Annotated in this window: 24 protein-coding genes and 1 pseudogene; 7 read left to right on the top strand and 18 right to left on the bottom strand. The window is 61.3% G+C overall.

The annotated features are described in order from the left end of the window. Positions 1-243: 243 nt before the first annotated feature. From E3T50_RS00665 to E3T50_RS00655, 3 genes are all read left to right on the top strand, one after another. Entirely contained in the window at positions 244-762 is a 519-nt protein-coding gene (locus tag E3T50_RS00665; RefSeq protein WP_134550126.1) for a GNAT family N-acetyltransferase, read from the top strand. Positions 763-837: 75 nt separating this feature from the next. Continuing rightward, positions 838-1302: a cytidine deaminase family protein gene (locus E3T50_RS00660; RefSeq protein ID WP_198417917.1), complete on the top strand. Its 465-nt coding sequence runs from the start codon at positions 838-840 to the stop codon at positions 1300-1302. Positions 1303-1384: 82 nt separating this feature from the next. Further along, entirely contained in the window at positions 1385-1786 is a 402-nt protein-coding gene (locus E3T50_RS00655) for an NUDIX domain-containing protein (protein ID WP_134550125.1), read from the top strand. A 22-nt stretch (positions 1787-1808) separates the two neighbouring features. Here E3T50_RS00655 and E3T50_RS16895 read toward each other — a convergent pair whose 3' ends face one another. The 5 genes from E3T50_RS16895 to E3T50_RS00630 form a co-directional block, all read right to left on the bottom strand. Next, entirely contained in the window at positions 1809-2300 is a 492-nt protein-coding gene (locus E3T50_RS16895) for a GNAT family N-acetyltransferase (protein ID WP_420898703.1), read from the bottom strand. Between the two features lie 147 nt (positions 2301-2447). After that, the gene (locus E3T50_RS00645; RefSeq protein WP_134550124.1) at positions 2448-3644 is read right to left on the bottom strand and encodes a Fic family protein; all 1197 of its coding nucleotides are present in this window, start codon (positions 3642-3644) and stop codon (positions 2448-2450) included. Positions 3645-3960: 316 nt separating this feature from the next. Beyond that, positions 3961-4353, bottom strand: coding sequence for a hypothetical protein (locus E3T50_RS00640; protein WP_134550123.1), 393 nt, complete (start codon positions 4351-4353; stop codon positions 3961-3963). A 646-nt stretch (positions 4354-4999) separates the two neighbouring features. Beyond that, entirely contained in the window at positions 5000-5452 is a 453-nt protein-coding gene (locus E3T50_RS00635) for a DUF6176 family protein (protein ID WP_241990677.1), read from the bottom strand. A 134-nt stretch (positions 5453-5586) separates the two neighbouring features. Beyond that, a complete protein-coding gene (locus E3T50_RS00630) occupies positions 5587-6075 on the bottom strand; it encodes a MarR family winged helix-turn-helix transcriptional regulator (protein WP_134550122.1) in 489 nt (162 codons plus the stop codon). Between the two features lie 65 nt (positions 6076-6140). Between E3T50_RS00630 and E3T50_RS00625 the strand changes: the two genes are divergently transcribed. Beyond that, positions 6141-7022, top strand: a complete 882-nt coding sequence (locus E3T50_RS00625) for an EamA family transporter (protein WP_134550446.1) — start codon at positions 6141-6143, stop codon at positions 7020-7022. Positions 7023-7071: 49 nt separating this feature from the next. Here E3T50_RS00625 and E3T50_RS16715 read toward each other — a convergent pair whose 3' ends face one another. The 8 genes from E3T50_RS16715 to E3T50_RS00595 all read right to left on the bottom strand — a co-directional run bounded on the left by E3T50_RS16715 (position 7072) and on the right by E3T50_RS00595 (position 11238). Next, complete coding sequence (locus E3T50_RS16715; RefSeq protein ID WP_255409517.1) at positions 7072-7203, bottom strand: hypothetical protein; 132 nt, start codon at positions 7201-7203, stop codon at positions 7072-7074. Next, complete coding sequence (locus tag E3T50_RS00620) at positions 7200-7715, bottom strand: RNA polymerase sigma factor (RefSeq protein WP_134550121.1); 516 nt, start codon at positions 7713-7715, stop codon at positions 7200-7202. The genes E3T50_RS16715 and E3T50_RS00620 overlap by 4 nt, the downstream gene beginning before the upstream one ends. Beyond that, on the bottom strand, positions 7712-8314 hold the full coding sequence (locus E3T50_RS00615) for a hypothetical protein (protein ID WP_134546472.1): 603 nt from the start codon (positions 8312-8314) through the stop codon (positions 7712-7714). The genes E3T50_RS00620 and E3T50_RS00615 overlap by 4 nt, the downstream gene beginning before the upstream one ends. Before the next feature lie 192 nt (positions 8315-8506). Next, the gene (locus E3T50_RS16075; protein ID WP_166784164.1) at positions 8507-8662 is read right to left on the bottom strand and encodes a hypothetical protein; all 156 of its coding nucleotides are present in this window, start codon (positions 8660-8662) and stop codon (positions 8507-8509) included. 415 nt (positions 8663-9077) lie between these two features. Continuing rightward, on the bottom strand, positions 9078-9470 hold the full coding sequence (locus E3T50_RS00610) for a HipA domain-containing protein (protein ID WP_134550120.1): 393 nt from the start codon (positions 9468-9470) through the stop codon (positions 9078-9080). Positions 9471-9479: 9 nt separating this feature from the next. Then, complete coding sequence (locus E3T50_RS00605) at positions 9480-10127, bottom strand: dihydrofolate reductase family protein (protein WP_134550119.1); 648 nt, start codon at positions 10125-10127, stop codon at positions 9480-9482. A gap of 1 nt (position 10128) precedes the next feature. Continuing rightward, a complete protein-coding gene (locus tag E3T50_RS00600; protein ID WP_134550118.1) occupies positions 10129-10467 on the bottom strand; it encodes an ArsR/SmtB family transcription factor in 339 nt (112 codons plus the stop codon). Positions 10468-10656: 189 nt separating this feature from the next. Further along, positions 10657-11238: an AAA family ATPase gene (locus E3T50_RS00595; RefSeq protein WP_338145323.1), complete on the bottom strand. Its 582-nt coding sequence runs from the start codon at positions 11236-11238 to the stop codon at positions 10657-10659. Positions 11239-11425: 187 nt separating this feature from the next. Between E3T50_RS00595 and E3T50_RS00590 the strand changes: the two genes are divergently transcribed. Further along, complete coding sequence (locus E3T50_RS00590) at positions 11426-12121, top strand: DUF6578 domain-containing protein (protein ID WP_166784160.1); 696 nt, start codon at positions 11426-11428, stop codon at positions 12119-12121. A 55-nt stretch (positions 12122-12176) separates the two neighbouring features. Here E3T50_RS00590 and E3T50_RS00585 read toward each other — a convergent pair whose 3' ends face one another. The 3 genes from E3T50_RS00585 to E3T50_RS00575 are packed head-to-tail and all read right to left on the bottom strand — an operon-like array spanning position 12177 to position 13695. Continuing rightward, positions 12177-12521, bottom strand: a complete 345-nt coding sequence (locus E3T50_RS00585; protein WP_134550115.1) for a YciI family protein — start codon at positions 12519-12521, stop codon at positions 12177-12179. A gap of 46 nt (positions 12522-12567) precedes the next feature. Then, positions 12568-13356 carry an alpha/beta fold hydrolase gene (locus E3T50_RS00580; RefSeq protein WP_134550114.1) on the bottom strand — a complete coding sequence of 263 codons (789 nt, stop codon included), beginning with the start codon at positions 13354-13356 and terminating at the stop codon, positions 12568-12570. A gap of 42 nt (positions 13357-13398) precedes the next feature. Beyond that, positions 13399-13695 carry a DUF1905 domain-containing protein gene (locus tag E3T50_RS00575; protein WP_241990676.1) on the bottom strand — a complete coding sequence of 99 codons (297 nt, stop codon included), beginning with the start codon at positions 13693-13695 and terminating at the stop codon, positions 13399-13401. Positions 13696-13810: 115 nt separating this feature from the next. On the opposite strand from E3T50_RS00575, the gene E3T50_RS00570 reads away from it, so the two are divergent. Further along, positions 13811-14473, top strand: coding sequence for a TetR/AcrR family transcriptional regulator (locus E3T50_RS00570; protein WP_134550113.1), 663 nt, complete (start codon positions 13811-13813; stop codon positions 14471-14473). A gap of 304 nt (positions 14474-14777) precedes the next feature. Here the strand turns inward: E3T50_RS00570 and E3T50_RS00565 are convergent. After that, positions 14778-15274, bottom strand: a pseudogene (locus tag E3T50_RS00565) (hypothetical protein). Between the two features lie 360 nt (positions 15275-15634). Between E3T50_RS00565 and nadE the strand changes: the two are divergent. Continuing rightward, positions 15635-16456 carry an ammonia-dependent NAD(+) synthetase gene (gene nadE, locus E3T50_RS00560; protein WP_134550112.1) on the top strand — a complete coding sequence of 274 codons (822 nt, stop codon included), beginning with the start codon at positions 15635-15637 and terminating at the stop codon, positions 16454-16456. Between the two features lie 80 nt (positions 16457-16536). Here nadE and E3T50_RS00555 read toward each other — a convergent pair whose 3' ends face one another. Further along, complete coding sequence (locus E3T50_RS00555; protein ID WP_134550111.1) at positions 16537-17301, bottom strand: hypothetical protein; 765 nt, start codon at positions 17299-17301, stop codon at positions 16537-16539. Between the last annotated feature and the right edge of the window lie 76 nt (positions 17302-17377).

The following is a 17377-nucleotide window of genomic DNA, read 5'->3' as shown; positions in this document are numbered from 1 at the left end:
GGCGCGGCAATGTGCCTGGTCGGCGTTTTAACCTTTTCTAGGTGTCTGCTTGAGCCGCAAAATCGGGAGAATTCTGTGAGCCGAAGAATAATTCTTCTGCTGTCATTACGGCCGAGTCGCCGTCCCGTTCCGTGCTTGCCGCACAAGTAACGCCGTGCACGAGGCCCTGGAACACAGGGCGGCGAATTCGTCCCGCAGACGGTTCGGCTTACGAAGATCTCAGGACTCTGCCATTGTCAAAGAATGGACTGGCCCGCAACTGAACCCATTATTTCTCTGCGACTTTTGTTGGAGCCGCTGTCGGTGGAGCACGCGGCTGCGATGATCGAGGTTCTGGCCGATCCTTCGCTCTATGACTACACCGGCGGAGAAATACCCTCACTGAAGCTGCTGGAAAAACGTTATGCCGCGCAAACCGTTGGGCACTCTGAAGATGGTTCGCAGTGGTGGCTGAACTGGGTTGTCATTGAGCGAGACATAGGAAAACTGGTGGGGTTCGTACAGGCAACCGTCGAAGACGACGGGTCGAATCTCGTGGCTGACATCGCTTGGGTCATTTCACCAAACTGGCAAGGGCAAGGAATCGCGTCTGAAGCCGCTCAAGCGATGGTCGCCTGGTTGCGATCACACGGAGTCCGCTGCCTTACAGCGCACATTCATCCCGACCATCAGGCCTCCATGAAGGTGGCGCAAAATCAAGCCCTACACGCGACCTCATCGAAGAAGGATGGTGAAACTCGCTGGGAATCCCAGCAACCCTAGAGCGTCCGCTAGGGGTTCGGCTTACGGACATGCGAGCCATGCCTTGGGTTCGGTTCGATCCGTAGGATTACTGTCATGCTCCCAAACGCTGAACTCGCAGTACCGACGGCCGAAGACCTTGAGCTCGTTCAGCTCGCAAGGGAGACCATCGACGCAAACACGGATGCCGGGCCCGATGAAGATGGTGCTCACACGATGGGCGCGGCAGTTCGAGACGCCGACGGCCGTATGTTCGCTGGCGTGAATCTGTTCCATTTCACCGGTGGTCCGTGCGCCGAGCTGGTTGCACTTGGTGCGGCGCGTGCACAGGGCGGGCGAGAAATCACGACGATCGTCGCTGTGGGCAATCATGGGCGCGGTGTTGTCGGACCATGCGGGCGTGACAGGCAGGTCCTGTTCGATTACTACCTGGGCATCAGGGTGCTGCTCCCGACCGCCGAGGGCGTTCGGGTCGCCACCATTGAGACCCTGATGCCGTTTGCGGCAGCATGGACCATGGAGGGCGGCACTCAGCAGTTCGACGAGGAGCGGTTTCGCTGACGTTGAGCGGAATTGAATGAGGTTCGACACCCGGGCGTGGGTCCTGTCGCCCCAGCTGGTGGGCTGTCCGTAGGCTCGTCTCATGGAAGAACACGTGACGCATCATGTGTCGTGCGGATTGCTCGTTCGCGCGGGGCGGGTGTTTCTCGTGCATCGATCACCATCGAAGGCCTGGTATCCCAATGTTTGGGACCTCCCGGGAGGTCATCTCGAACCGGGAGAGACGAATCGCCAAGCTCTTGTGCGTGAGCTTCGAGAAGAGTTGAGCGTGGAAATCGCTCCACCCAGCGGAAACGCGTTACTGACGCGTCAAGAAGCTGGCCTCTTCCTGGAGGTCTGGAGGGTCGAGGAGTGGGACGGTGACATCATCAATGCCGCGCCGGATGAACACGATGCCGTCGGCTGGTTCAGTCTGGACGAGGCACTATCTTTGGACCTAGCTGATGGTGACTACCCAGCGCTCTTCAAGCAGGTGCTGAGCTGATTCCTGCTCGGTAGGGGTTTGGCTATCGGGCACCCAAATCATGTAGATCGCGGACATATGCCTGGCTCGGGCGTCGTAAAAGAGAGTGCAGGAAGGGTTCGCCTAGCGGTCGCCATCCCATCTTCTCGTAGAGGTGAACCGCCGTATGGTGATCAGCGAGTACGTGCAGTACGGATTGGACGTGGCCGCGTAGGGCTAACTCGTTGGTGAGAGCCACGAGCAAGTTGGCGCCGAGCCCGCGGCCTTGAGCACCGGGGGCGACGGCGAGGAGGCCGATCACGGGCGCGCCTGGCGGATCACCGACCAGACCGCTGCCGGGCCTTGTGGCGAGCCCGAATCCAACTAGTCCCGCGGATGTGTCCTCGGCCACGATCCAACACTCTGAAGAGCCAAATTTCGGTCGAGCACGCTCTGCTACTCCGACGACAGCCGCGCCGTCGCGCGCCCTGCAAGCGTCAACCCACAATGCAACGCATTCCTCAATATCCGCCGCAGCACCATCCCGATACTTAATTTTGGTCCCTGCGCTCGGATTCTTTATACGTCGAGTTTCTCATCCGATGTGATCGCGTCCTGTCGCGGTGGAGGTTCCCTTTGAGACATTGCGCGCCCCGCCCCCCGGCTCTGCATGTTGTCCCTAACCGGCGACGCGGAACACCCGCTATCGGCGCCTCTTCGCCCGGGCGCCGAAATCGTCAAGGACCCGAACGACGTCTTTGGCGAGCCAGATTCGATTTCGCCGTCCGTCGGTAATTTGAGTCAGAATGTCAGCGTCAACGAGTCGGTCGATAGCGACCTGAGCGTTGACGGTCGAGACGCCAAGCTCAGCCGCGGCTGCGGTTGCTCCGATCACGGGTTGACGAAGCAGAACGCCTATCAGTCGATGGGCCGCCGAGTCTCGTCTTGCGGTGATGCGCCCGCGCCAATCGACCTGCACAGTTTCTAGATCCACTACGAGGATGCGTCCGTTGTGCACCGCGGCGAACGATGCCTCCGCGATGGAGCGGATTATCGGGGCAATATCCCCGGACCGGTATGCGCTGAGGGACTCGAAATATCGACTGGTGTCGTGGAGCAGCCCCGCGGACACCGGAACGGCCACATTGTGAGTGAGCTTCCCCGCGCGCAGCATCGCCTGAATAAGCGCGCGACCGACCCTTCCGTTGCCGTCAGGGAACGGGTGGATTGTTTCGAATTGAGCGTGAGCGATCGCGGTCTGAGCGAGCAAAGGAAGGTCGTCGCGGCTGGCGAAGGCGACGAGATCATCCATGAGCTCGGGGACTCGATCGTGATGCGGTGGCACAAACTGTGCGGTGTGCGGCCCGAGGTTCCCGCCTCCGATCCAGACCTGTCGGTCACGCCAGTGACCAACGATGTCCGGATTGCTGTGCTCGAGGAGTGCGCGATGCATTTCCAGGATGGCGTGTCCGTCGATGGACTCGGACAGTGCCAGGGCCGCTTGCATCGCTCGGACGTTGCCGACGATAAGCTGTGCGTTCTTCGAGGCGTGCTCACCGAGCTCCGCCAGGGCGATCTGGCGTGCTCCGCTCGTGAGATTCTCAATCTCTGAGCTGGAGGCGCTCTCCGTGCGCAGGAGAATGGATGCGAATGGTGCCGCGATCTGTCCCACTTCGGCATCGAAGCGGGCAAGCTCACTGGCGGCCTCTTCGGTCACCGCGTGGAGTTCGCTGCTCAGTGGGATATCGAGATCGGCAATGAATGCGGGCACCGATGCCAAGTACGGCCCGGATGCCAGACGCTTCTGCGTTCGTGAGCCATAGTCGTCTTGGACGCTGCGCCAGGGCCGTTCCTCATAACCGATCGGCGCCCAGGGTAACTTTTCGTCAAACGTGGCCATGGATTGACTATACCAATGCTTAGCGATAGAGCCATAGTTATGTGCTCGTCCTATTCTGACTTATCCCGTACGCCGGATCTAAGGGCTGAAACGCAATTGTTCGTCCCGTAGAGGGTTCCCCTTGCGGCAGTGCTCGAGCGCACGTGCGATGGCCAGTGCTGTGACTGTTGACGCTTTGTGGGGCGTTCATGATCGCTATTTGGCACATCGAACTTGTTGCCCTCGGCGCTCCCGGGCGGGCTTCAGTGTCTTGCATCGCATGGGTTCGAGACATTTACGGCAATGCAGGGCACCCCGACACGGGGCATGCGACGTCTCAGTCGCTCGTGTCCCCAAGGTTTGCAAAGCTCTCTAGGCGGCGATGCAGAGTGAACCGCCGGTCATCGGGCAGCTTTTTCCCGCGCATGGTGACCACTGCCGCACCCAGGTCAGCGATTGCCACAAATCCTGGTGGGTGCATGTGCCGAACTCGAAGAGCAAAGCCAATCCCGTCGACGACGATCTGAGTGAACTCCCATTCCGCCCAGTCCACGGCCCTGGCTTGCTCGGCAATCTCCTGCATCCTTGTGGCCAGCAACTCTCGCGGATAGGTCTCCCTGAGCATCACGAGTAAAGACTCCTCAACCGCTAACCCGGCAATCGTTCGAGCGTCGTCAACGACTCCAGTCACGCGTCCCGCATCGTTCATCAGCTGACCGGTGCGTTCCATTGTGTGGACGATGAAAGCGGATGGACCGACGTCGACTCCCACACGGACTGATATGTCCGAACCGGACGTGGAACCAGCGTCCCAGGCAATCGGAACGGACGGATCAGCGGGGCTCAAGAGGATCATTCTGTCCGCCTTCGTTGGGTAACGCGCTATGACCTGGGCCGCGATGGGTCCCGGGCCTAGGGCCGATCGAATCGCATGGTGGGCCGCGCCGCGGGAGGTGTCGAAGCTTAGGATTCACCTAATCGAGCGCCGGCCGCAACCCTTTTGAACGCTCCCGGTGAATTTGGGGGCAAGTGTCTCGTAACGCAAGTGCCTTAAACCACATGGGTTTTGATCCAAATGATTGCCTTGGTCACTCAGGGGCCGAATTCGTGGCATTTCATATCCCTAGGTCGACAGGCAGACGGGCATCAGTCCGACCAAATGGCGCGGAGGACGCGGATGGCTTCCTCAAGGTCGATGTCTTCGCGTTTGCTGGTAATCCATCACCGACGATGTCACCGAAGCCGCCGCTAGCATCCCCGTCATCGGAAACTAGCGCCACAAAGCGCCGCCACAAAGCGCTAATAGTCACAAACCGATCTGGACTCGAACCTCGCGTCCCGTAAGGGGTTCCCCTTGCGGGCGGGATTGTCGGATGTCAGTCGATGGATCCGGTTTTCGCCCAATGAGTCATGATCGCTCCAATATGGTTGGGAGTCAGCATGAACTTTGGGGTCATTTCCTCCCAACCAGGCGCCTTCACCCGGCGGCTGTAAGCACCGTGATCCGCGCTCATCTGAAGTGACTCGTCAAGTACGCCACCGTTGGTCCCCATCAGGCTTACGTGGTAAATCCATAGTCGCCCATCTGCTTCCTCGTGTTTGAATGTCGCTTCAAAGACCTGACGCTCATTGGAGAGTGCCTCTTCATGTTCGCCGTAACGATCGTTGACGGCCGCCATCCATTCCTCAAACTCGTCTTCTTTCCCCGAAACGACAGGAGCCCGGCTCAGTTCTAAACGCATTCCTTCCGGAACGGAAGTCGGCATAGGATGTCCCGGAAAATCTCGCGGTTCCGGGTGGAACGGGGTGAAGGGCACTTTTTCGGTCATGAGGATAGTTTCCCGCGCTGTTGGTGCATGGCCCGCAGAGGGTTCGTCCAACGGGACTGACCGTGGTTGCATCGTCTGTGAGTGGCGCTCGAAGACACGGTGGTCGGAGAATGCTTTTCCGGACAGGGAAATCATCAAAAACTGGCTGCGGTGCTGAGTCGCTGCAGGAGTTCCGCGAGCAGTGTCTGCTCCGCGAGGCTGAGGACGGCGGTGATGGCGCGCTCGGTTTCGAGGTGATCTGGCAATGCCGTCTCGATAAGATCTCTTCCAACATCGGTGAGCGCGACGAGTGTGCCACGGCCGTCGTCAGGGTTTGCCTGGCGCACGACAAACCCCCGGCTCTCCAATTTGTTCAGTCGCTGGGCCACTGCGCTTGTTGAAATCATGGCCTCACGTGCCAGCTCCAGCGGGGCGATCCGATAGGGGGCACCGCTTCGCAGGAGAGTTGCGAGCACGTCAAAGGAAGCAGCATCCAAACCGTGCTGGGCAAACGTACTGGCCAGTCGCGATTCCACGACGAGGGCGGTGCGACTTAATCGACCGACGACGGCCATCGGTGAGACATCAAGGTCGGGCTTTTCTGTATTCCACTGTTCAATGATTCGATCGACTTGGTCCGGCATAGAGTCATAGTACCAATTGCTAAGCACTTAGGTATAATGGCTAAGTGCTTAGCAATCGAACTTTCATGTTGGTAACAACAGCCTTGGCCCCGGCGCTTTGGGGCACGACCTACCTGACAACCACGATGCTACTGCCGGAGGATCGGCCACTGCTCGCGGCTACGTTGCGCGCACTTCCTGCGGGAATCCTCCTACTCATACTCTGCCGAAGGTTGCCACGCGGCGCATGGTGGTGGAAATCTTGGGTCCTTGGCATGCTCAACATCGGAGCGTTTTTTGCGTTGCTCTTCATCGCGGCCTACCGACTCCCTGGCGGTGTGGCCGCAATCATGGGAGGGATTCAGCCACTCGTCATCGCCCTTCTGGCCAGCCGCGTGCTCCACGAGCGATTGACAAGCCGGGTGGTCACCGCCGGCGCTACCGGCCTGATCGGCGTGTGCCTCATCGTGCTCCAAGCCCAAGCCCGCCTCGACGCCGTCGGCCTACTGGCCGCTATCGGCGGAACACTCTCCATGGCATCCGGGATCGTGCTGACCAAAAAATGGGGACAGCCCGCGCCCCCGCTCACGACCACTGCATGGCAGCTCATCGCAGGAGGCCTCTCCCTCCTGGTCCTTATGCTCGTGATCGAGGGCCTTCCCATCGCTCCGCTGACACCGCCGAACATTATTGGATACACCTATCTCTCGGTCATCGGTACAGCGTTCGCCTACGTCATGTGGTTTCGTGGAATCGCACGGCTTGCCGCAAGCACCACGGCTTTCCTTGGCTTACTCAGCCCCGTCGTAGCCATCCTCCTCGGCTGGCTAATCGCCAGCGAGAACCTCACCCCAATGCAGATAGCCGGGATCGTCATCGTCCTCAGTTCAATCTCCGCCGCCATCATTTCCAAACCCGCACAAGCTGCCCGTGCTTCAAAAACACTTGCCGAGGAGCCTGCCCGTTAGGGGTTCGCGTTACGGGCGGTGTTCTGCGCCGCGCGCCGGTGCCTGGCGGTCAGGGCGTAAGCCGAGCAGCGCGCCTCAGTACCGCATCCTGATCGAGCTCGGTATAGGTCGTTGGAATCTCGATCGACGTAGTGCCGGTCAGTTCGACGGCGGCTGGGTCGACCGTCTTGTGGAGTCTCATTGAATGAGCTCGACCTGGCTGCCCAGAACGTGGGCTAATTCCCGCTTCGCGCGATGGTACCGACTGCGGACCGTCGACGCCGGCAACCCCAGATACTGGCTAATCTCCGCCAAGCTAAACCCGTCCCAGTGGACTGCGCGAATGACTTCCGCGAGGTCCGGGTCGAGGCGTTGGATCGCGTCCAGAACGTCGAGACCGGCAGCGGCATCGTTGTTGGGAGGCAGCACACCCACTGACTCGCGTAGGCGCTCGGCGAGGCGCGAACGGCGCCGTTCTCCACGTGAGTGGTTGAGGACGACATTGCGTGCGATCCCGAATAGCCACATTCGTGCCTCGACGGGATTGGTCGGGACTCTCGCCGCGCCTTTCCACGCGGCGATCATGGTGTCCGAAAGGGCGTCCGGCGCGTCGTTGCTCCCGACGCGGCGTTCGAGGTACCGCAGCAAGTCTCTCGCGTTTTGGTCCAGTGCGTTGGTGAGGCGTTCGTCGCGTGCCCTACGAACAGCGCTCACTGATTCGTGCCCTCGCAGGTGATGACGCCCTCGAAATAAGGTCGCTGAGCGCTGTCGAACCCGTGCTGTTGGAGGTCGGCGTCCAGCTCGTCGGCCATCACACCCACCACCCCCGAGGAGTATCGGCGGTCGCGGTCGCCTTCAGGAGTCTGTGCCAGTGTTTCCCCGTGGACGGCAACGACTCGTGCGTCGACCTGCGCAGTCGTCGGAACGGGTGCAGAGGCAAAGAAGGCGCGGGCCGCGTCCATGATCTCGGGATCTGCGTTCTGCAGGTTCCCGATCAGGTACTCGCACTGCGCGCCGCTGGGAAGAGTGATCTGCATCGTCGCGTCCGGCTGTTGCGCCCAGGAAGGCCACTCAAAGTTCGTGACGGCGGCCGCGACCCCGGTACCCCCGAGGACCAGTGCGAGCGCGACGCCGGAAATGGCAAGCCGCCGGCCCAGACGACTCTTGACATCCCGAGCGGCTTCAAAACGCGCAGCTCGAGTGGCTTCTTGCAAGGCTGCGTCTGTCATCAGCGCCGAGAGTGGCGCCGGCGCCGCGGCGCGATCGAGCAGATCGTTGAGTGCATCGTCGCGAAAACTCGAGGACGGATCCATAGGAACTCCTTACATCGGGGATGTCTACACACTGAATATGTCCACCTGGCGCCGAAACGACGACGGCCCACACTCAATTGGACCGCGACTGGTGCCCGCCACGATTTTTCCGTACTGCTCAGCGCGCAAGCGAGCCGATCCACGTCCGTCCCGGTGAGGGTTCGGCTTACGGAAGGTTTTAAATGTCGATTCCTAGAGGCCTAAGTTTCGGGACGCGCCGATGCCGTACGGGCTGAGCCGCTCAAGGAGTGGCGTTTCGATGATCGCGGCAAGATGCTCGTAGCCGTTGGCGTCCGGATGATCTCCGTCGCCCTCGCGGATTTGGCGTCGCCAGACGGAGTCGGCCACGGTGCTCTCAATACACTCCAAATAAGAGGCCCGTCGGCAAGATGGCCCAACGCTCTGTAAACCGCCAAGAAAGCTCAACGCTGTCGCGTGTCCGAAGTACGGTGGCAAGACTTTCGGATTAGGCAATGGCGACTTCCGCGGAATTCCGGGAGTCCGGAGCTGGCAAAATGTCCGAAATGGACTGTCACGCGACACCTCGTGTCACGCGACACGCCCGTTCGGATTTCTGCCACCCAGTTCGGAGAAACTGCCTACTCAGATCAGACTCGATGTATTTCGATGGCGAGCTCCAGCTTTCCAAACTGCTAGCGCTGATTGAGTCGCCGTGACCCGCGGCTATCTCGAATCTTGGTCTACAAACAAATGACTGTCCTCACGTTAAGTGAAATTGTTCTCTATGCGCGACGCCCGCTCGCTACCGGCGGATACTCCGCAAGTCCGCTGCCACCTCTGCCTGCGCCGCCGCCGGGATACCTGCCTCGGCAGCGTGCTCCGACCAAGACGCCACCGCATCGTTGACCTCCGCAATGATCGATGTGGCTCGCTCGAAGCCGTGCCGTTCGGAGACGACGACGAAGTCTTTAAACTCGGCGTCGGAGAACTTGCCGTTGACGCTCATCAAATGCTGCGAGGTCCAGATACTTTTCGGGTTGTAGGCGTGCGTCACGTCGTAAGCCGAAGATAGGGACCATGCGCCGTCGGAGTCCATGAGGAATGAGTGATTCTTGGTGTGGTCGTCGTCGAGAGGAACGGGGTAGTCGCGGGTCAGGGTGAACCCGGCGCGGGCGAGTCGGCATTCGATCGTCATGAGTGCGTCCTATCGTGCGAAGTCAACGTGGATCGTGCCACTCTCGGCCACTTCCGTTGTTACCTTGTGGGTGAGGTCGAGGCTGGGCAGGTCGTCCCACAGTCGAGTGCCCCGGCCGAGGAGGATCGGGGCGACCATGAGATGCAAGTGATCGACCACGCCGGCGCGCAGGAAGTCGCGCGCGGTGCCGACTCCACCGCCGACGCGCACGTCCAGGCCGCCGGCAGCCTCGGTCGCCTCCGCGAGCACGTCCTCAATTGCGGCGTTGCGGAAGTGGAACGTTGTTCCGCCCTCCATCGGGATCGACGGACGCGGTGCGGTGTGGGTGAGGACGTAGACCGGGGTGCCGAACGGCGGCTGGCCACCCCACCAGCCCTTCCAGTCCGGATCGTCGGGAAACGAGTGCAGGCCGAACATGGTCGCGCCCATGATCTCGGCGCCGACGCCCTCGAAGAACGCGGCGGCGTAGGAGTCGTCGATGCCGGTCGTGCCGTTGCCGCTGGCGTCGTCGAAGACGCGCTCGTGGAAAGTGCGGGTCGCGGCGTAGGCCGCAGTGAGGCGCCCCCAGTCCTCACCCATCGGATTTTCGAGGGCGTGGTCGGTCGTCGAGGTATAGCCGTCCAGCGAGAGGAACAGGTCGATGCGAACGCGGGTCACGTCAGGTTTCCTTCGGGGTGGTACGGGTCATGTGGATGCCGAGCCGGTCGGCTTGGTGTTCGGTGGGGGTTCGTTGCTCGCCGAGCCACAGGTGTAGGACGTCGAGGGCGCCCGGTCGCAGGCTCACGGTGCGGACGCGCCCATGCTTCTGTGACGTGACCAGTCCCGCGTTCTCGAGGACGCACAGGTGCTGCATGAGCGACGGCAACGCCATCGAGAACGGTGCCGCGAGTTCGGACACGACTGCTGGGGCCTTCGCCAACCGTTCCACGACGGCCCGGCGCGTCGGATCCGCGAGAGCGCGGAGCACGGCATCGAGCTCGTCGTGATACTTAGGCACATGCCTAATTATTCTTGAAGGGCAGGGATTCGTCAACCGGCTCACGCCAGGAACGTGTCTCGCATTTGAAGCTTCTCCGGAATTGATCGTTTAGCACCAGTGTCATTTTCCGTCCTCGCCTGCACAAATCATCCACACCGACGTCGACCCTTGCTGCCGTCCTGTATGGGGAACCTCATACGCGACGATTTAGGTTGTGTGGCGGAGGAATCGTTCAGGGGCGTCCAAGAATGCACGCCAGTTCCGCACGAGGTCGAGGTCATCGTATTCACAGGCACGGATACCCCACTCACCAATCTCATACCGATCCGCATCGGGGTAGGCAGCCAGCACTGGGGAGTGCGTCGAGAGAAGAACTTGCGATCCGCCATTGATGAGATCACGGAGGAGACCGATGAGTGCGAGACAGCCAGGAAGAGAGAGCGCAGACTCGGGCTCATCAAGAATCCAAAGCCCGTGCATTTCAGACCGGGCCACCACCAAGTCCAGAAATGACTCACCGTGGCTGCGTTGGTGAAACGAGCCAGTATCGCCGATCGACTCAAGATAGGTGAAGAGTCCGTGCATCGTTTCCGCCCGCAGGAAGAATCCCCGCCGCGATGCTCCGCCGCCGCGAACGAGTTGTAAATGGTCGGCGAGGTTGGACTCGGAAGGATAAGTGCGAGTCATGGCGTTGGTGGATCCGCCCTCGGCGTTCATACCAAATGCCATTGCGATGGCCTCCACCAAGGTTGACTTGCCTGAGCCGTTGTCGCCAACAAGGATCGTCATCGGTCCCAGCTCGAGCCCATCGTCCAGGAGCCGTCGTACCGGCGCGAGGGTAGCCGGCCACGCTGCGCGATCCATGCGATTGGGCGGGTACTCCTCAACGCGCCGCAGAGGCAAAGCATTGATGGGCGAACTAGCTGGCTTCGCAGGCTGTTTCACGGCGTGAGGTGACGGGATTGTGTCTCGGTCAATGCCATTGCCCCAGTTTATGGCTCGGGTGGCCAAGGCCATCGTCGCCCTCAAGACGAACCCTGAGTTGAACTGGTACGAGGTTCCGGCGGTGGATCCTCAAAGGCTTCGGCTCGTCGGCGCGTGTTCGGCTAGCGTGGGCATTATGACGCGCGTGTGGTTGACGGAATGGGAATGGGCGTGCTGCGGCGATCCTTTTGCCGTCGGCGATGAGGTCGACTTCGGTATCGATACGCGAACGCCGCACGCTGCTGTCGCTGACATGCTCGGAATGGAACTTGTCGCCACGGTGGACGCCATGGAGTCGCACCATGAAGAGGAGTTCACCGATCGTGTGCGCGGCAGGGCCGTCGCGGTACATGCGGTCACGCAGGACGTCGTCGAGCGTCGGTCACTACGTCGGCCCGGCCACGGCGCCCCGCCGGCATCGATCAAGGCGTCAGACGGCGACGAGGGGGCGATGGTCGGCCGCTATTTCGACAATGGGGCGTTCCTCGCAACTTCGCCCTCGCGATACATGATCGAGGTCGAGCCAGTTCCGAATACAGCGATGTTGACCCCGGCTCAGGGCGTTCGGCTGCGCATCGATGAAGGTGACGAACCGCTTCCCGACGTCGGAGAGTTCGCCGGTCCACGACCCGAGAAACGCCGACGCTCCCTAGAGGGCTGGCTCGTCGACGTCCAGGAACACGCATAGGGTGTCCGCTCGCGAAACCCTGAGCGGGCGGTGCTGAGGACGAAGTGGTTTTCGATCAGCCATGCACGAGGGCGCGCTCTTCTATCGGTGCGAACCTCGCCTCGACGAATCGACCGGCGAGTTCAGCGGCTCGCTCAAGATGACCGCACTCGGTCAGGTAGTAGCCACCGACAAAGTCCTGGCCTTTCGTGAATGGGCCATCGGTGCGGGTCGTCGCTCCTTCGTGTGTGCGGACGACGGTTGCCTCGACCACGCTCAACTCGCTGGTGTCGATGAGCGCTCCCTCGGCCGCGAGCTCTTTCTGGATGTCGTCGTGAACCTTTCGGAACTCCTCCCGATCAGGACCTTCGATGGCTGCTATCGTGTTGGCATTGTTGTAAAGCGTCAGCAGGAATTTCAATGGACCTCTCCTTCGATACGGTGGCTCATCTCAACGTGCATGGGTGTCATTTCGACGATGTGACGAACGCGGCAAGTTCGACGGCCATCGGCTCGGGCTCCCACGAGTGGTTGGCGCCTGGCATCCGCTTCTGTGTCGCGCCGGGTATCGCCGCGACGATCGCGTCGGCCGCCGTGATCATCACCGGGAAAGTCTCCTGACCAATCAGCACCTCAACGGGAACCCTGATGCTGGCAAACAATTCTGGGAGCGGCGCAGACTCGGCCCACGCGAGCGATTCCCCGTCGGGGCGGAGGCTACCAACTTGGGCAACCAGGCCCGGCCACATCTGAGAGGTGCGCACACCGGCGAGGAACTCCGGCGGCATGTCTTTCATGTAGTGGATCAAGGCACCCTCAAGGTCACCTGCGGAGATTCGTCGGTCCACTTCGTCGGCCCATTCCCGCGCCTCGCCGTCCTGTGGCCCAAGCGGTGCCTCCCAGAGGACAAGTCCGTCGACCGGCAGGCCTGATACGGCAGCCGCCAAAGCGATCGAGCAGCCGGAGGAGTGCCCACACAATACAGCACTTCCGCCAGCGATTTCGAGAAGCGCCACAACAGCAGCAAGTTCCCGCTCGAGGTCGATCCGCCCGTCAACCATGCTTTCGCCGCGACCCAAACGGTCATAGACGATCGTCGAGATGCCTAACTGTGCCGCCAACTCCGCGGTCGTCGTTGTTGACGGGTCGATGGCCCGGAAGGGTCCGGCTCCGGCAATAAAGATCAGCGCGGGACCGGATCCCCGTCGGTCGAAGGCGACCCGATCGCCCTCGGATGTTGTTACGAATTCACTCATGCGAATGTTCCTTGTCTGTGTGTGCCCTATCGGTTGTCATTGTCAGCTCAGTCGCTGTCGTAGGTGCACGATCACCTGATCACCCTCGTCTTTGCCGACGACTTTTCGCAGCTCAGCTTTGATCGGCACCATGTGCGTGCCATCTCCCACAGGCAGCAGTGTCGCGTGAAAGGCATGACCGTCCATGGTGCCGGCTACCTTGACCGGCTTCCGGGTGCCGAAGAACTCGCCTGAGTCCGGCATGACCACGATGGTCCAGCCGCTAGGACCGATATTCCTGCGAATCACAGCGCTGAACACAGCGTCGATGTGCCGGGAGGAATCTTCTGGAGCAATCACGATAGTTAATACTCCCTAAACCGCTGATCAAACTAGACCGTTCAGTACTACATGCAAAAACTAGACTGTGTAGTACGCGAAATCAAGCAATACCCGACCCTGAATGGGATTGTCCATGGCACAGGCCACCGCACGGAACCTTGCGTCGGGTGCGCCCGAGGGTGGGCAACGATCGGCGCGTAAGCGTCAAGCGATCCTTGGCGCAGCGGAGGATGCATTCCTCAAGGGTGGCTACCTCGGTACAAACATGGACGAATTGGCCGCTCAGTCGGGGGTGTCGAAACAGACTGTCTATAAACACTTCGGCAGTAAAGAGGCGCTATTCGTCGATCTAGTGACGACCATGACAAACGAGGCGGGTGGCCGCGTGCACAACGAGGTCCCCGATCCTGCAGATGAGACGGAACTAGCGAACTATCTCCAGAGCTACGCCGAACGGCAGCTTGCCATCGTCACGACCCCGCGGCTGCTGCAGCTTCGGCGGCTCGTCATCGGCGAGGTCGGCAGGTTTCCCGCACTAGCCATGGCGCTCTACGAGAGCGGGCCACAGCGGGCAACGTCAGCACTCGCAATGGTTTTCGAGCGCCTGGCCGATCGCGGCCTGCTCGAGATTGACGACCCGTCCGTCACCGCATCACAGTTCAACTGGCTGATAATGTCCGCGCCGCTCAACGAGGCCATGCTGCTCGGTGATGCAGCTATACCGAACAAAGCCCAGCTCCACAGTCACGTCGCCGAAGGCGTTCGGTTTTTCCTTGCCGCACACGGAAGACGATGAATTCGGATACACCCACCGGACTGCTTTCATCCAATAAGAACAGCGGAGCTTTTCGCGTAGCCTTGCAGCCCGCAAGCCGGACCTTCAACGGGCATTTCCGCGCCGTTACGGACTTCGTCGCTTTCAACGATCCTGAGTGTCGCGTTTGCCCGGCCCGATACAGTGCCCGATGACCGGGGTTCAAACGCATCAACGACAGAAGCCGGACTGCGAGCACCAAAAGACGCGACCGGCCGTACATGTATGCGCGGTCCAGACTGCTGGTGGGCAAGCGCTGATCCGAGTCGCAGGCCCAATCGGGGGATCAGGGAGAGACGGCACGCGCGTAGAAGCTGGCCTCAGCCTCGCGGCGCTTGGAAACGTCGTCCACGACGAACTCCACAAAGTCCTCTTCGCGGTCGTGGATCACGATGTCTACAACGGCGTCCGCGGGTGCCTCGCCTGGCCAGGCCGTCTGGCGCGTCGCCCGGTCCCGATCCAACCGCGTCCCTGACACTGCCACCCAGTCGCGGAGGCGCTGGCGGGCATCCGCAAAGTCGCGATGCCATCCAAACGGGGCGGAGCCGTGCTGGTCGGGGTCGTAGGCACCGAGCCAGTGCAAGTGCAGCGCGGAAAGACCAGTTCGGGGTGCCGGTGCCAGAACGGCGGCACAACGGATGCCGGCAGCCCGTAGGTGCGTCGCAGCCAGTTCACCCACCGGTTGAGCCCGATCCATTCGGCCTCGGCGTCTTCGGCGCTGAGGAGGTTCCAGTTGATCGGATGCGGCGGCTCGGCGGTGGGCGGCCCGTCGAGATCGTCCAAGGAATTCTCTCGGAACGAGTCGTTGTGATCGCCGGACGCCCACTCTGCCGCAAACGCTACCGATTCGTGGTGAGGCGCCGTGGCTGCGCGTCGATTACAGGTACGGCTCACGCGCGCGCCCATTGCCTTAGAGGCGTCCGGCATCGAGCGCGAATCCGGTCAACCCGCCTCACGGGGTACGACGACTCACCCGACGGCCGACCGCGTTTAAGCATGCCTAAATTTGCACCATTTGCAGGGCGTGGTCAAAGGAATTTCTAATCCGATTGCCGAAGGTCCGATTCGCATCGGGGACACCATGGTCGTGGTTTCGTACGCAGGGGTAGCAGCGCAATTTGTCGAGGATTGCTAGATTCAAGTATGCGAGAACAACAGGCGCGAATCATCGCGGAGCTCAACGTCTCACCCATTATCGACCCCGCCGCCGAGGTGCACCGCCGGGTGCAATTTATCAAAGAATATCTCAAGCACACCGGCGCCCAGGGCTTAGTGCTTGGCATCAGCGGCGGGCAGGACTCCACGCTCGCCGGTCGGTTGTGCGCGCTGGCGGTCGACGAACTCGTCGCCGAGGGTCATCCGGCCACCTTTGTGGCCGTGCGCCTGCCCTACGCGGTGCAGCGCGACGAAGCGGATGCCCAACTCGCCCTGGAATTCATCCGTGCACAATCGCAGGTTACCTTCAACATCGAACTCGCTGTCGACGGGTTCGAAAGCGAATTCCTGGCCAGCGTGGACGTGGCGATGAGCGACTTCACGAAGGGTAACGTCAAGGCGCGCTCCCGCATGATCGCTCAGTATTCTCTGGCCGGCCAGCTCGGCCTGCTCGTGGTCGGCACCGACCATGCTGCCGAAGCGGTCACCGGATTCTTCACCAAGTACGGTGACGGGGGCACCGACATTTTGCCGCTGACCGGGCTGACCAAACGACAGGGCCGCGCCCTGCTGACGGAACTGGGCGCGCCCGACCAGCTCTATCTCAAGGACCCCACCGCTGATCTACTCGACCATGCTCCCGGCCAGACCGATGAGGCCAATCTGGGGTTGCAGTACGAGCACATCGATGATTTCCTCGAAGGGCAACCGGTGCAGGACGAGGTGGCCGCAGCGATCGAGTCTCGCTACCTGAGCACCGAGCACAAGCGCCGAATGCCGGCCTCGCTGTTCGACGCCTGGTGGCAGTAGCGTCGACACCACCCGGCGTTGACAACAAACGAGCCGGTCAGCGCGGAGAAGACGCCGACCGGATCGTGCACGTCGTGCTTCTAAAGCGTCGGCGCCGCAGACGACCGCGTGAGCGGGTCCGTACTGCGCACCTCGAGCTTGTTCACGTCGTCGAGCAGGCGCAGCGTCTCCGTCGACGCGTCAGATGTCGACCCCGGAGATGTGGGCGCTGGGGTGCGGTTCACGGTCGCGGGGGTCAGCGGTGAGGCCCGCAACGGAGCCGGGGCAGAATTGGTCGCGTTGTACTGGTCGTGGTGCTGCTGGGCCACCCAGGCGTCCTGCTCGGCCAGCAGGCCCTTCTCGGTGGAGGAGTTCTGGGCGTTCCAACGATCCAGATCGCCCTGGAAGAGTTTGCGTGCCCGTGCCGGCTTGTTCTGCCACTCGACCAGGCGGTCACGAAACTCAACCAGTGCCGGTTCCAGCTGGTAGCCGAAGGTGGCGGAGGTGCGCTTGAGTTCGTACAGTTCGTGGGCGGCCCAGTTCGCAGCGATTGCCGATCCGCGAATCGGCAGCAAGCGCACCTGAATGTCGGCCTGGCCGACCGCCCGGTCGCTCATGACCTGCTCCTGCGGTGTCAGAGAATTCCACACGGATGCCTCGGTGGCGGCATCGACGAGCGTCGCGATCGCGGCCACCCGGGTCTCGCGATCACGCTGGGAGATGAGACGTTTGATGGCCCCCCGTGAGATCAACGCGGCCAGCACGCTCGCGACGACGATCGCGCCAATGAAGACGACCGCCGTGTAGACCGTCGGTTGAGTGCTGACATCGGTAAACCAGGCTACGAAGTTATTCCACCATTCCATGTGGTGGATTTTATCCGCGCCGAACCCTGTTCCCGGGGACCAGACGCGGCGTGCCCCCACGCGGTTGTCACGATTG

Source organism: Cryobacterium gelidum, from assembly GCF_004403985.1.
In the GTDB taxonomy this organism is placed as follows: Bacteria; Actinomycetota; Actinomycetes; order Actinomycetales; family Microbacteriaceae; genus Cryobacterium; species Cryobacterium gelidum.
Note: the sequence above shows the minus strand (reverse complement) of the source record. Positions and strands in the feature narration are given on the sequence as shown.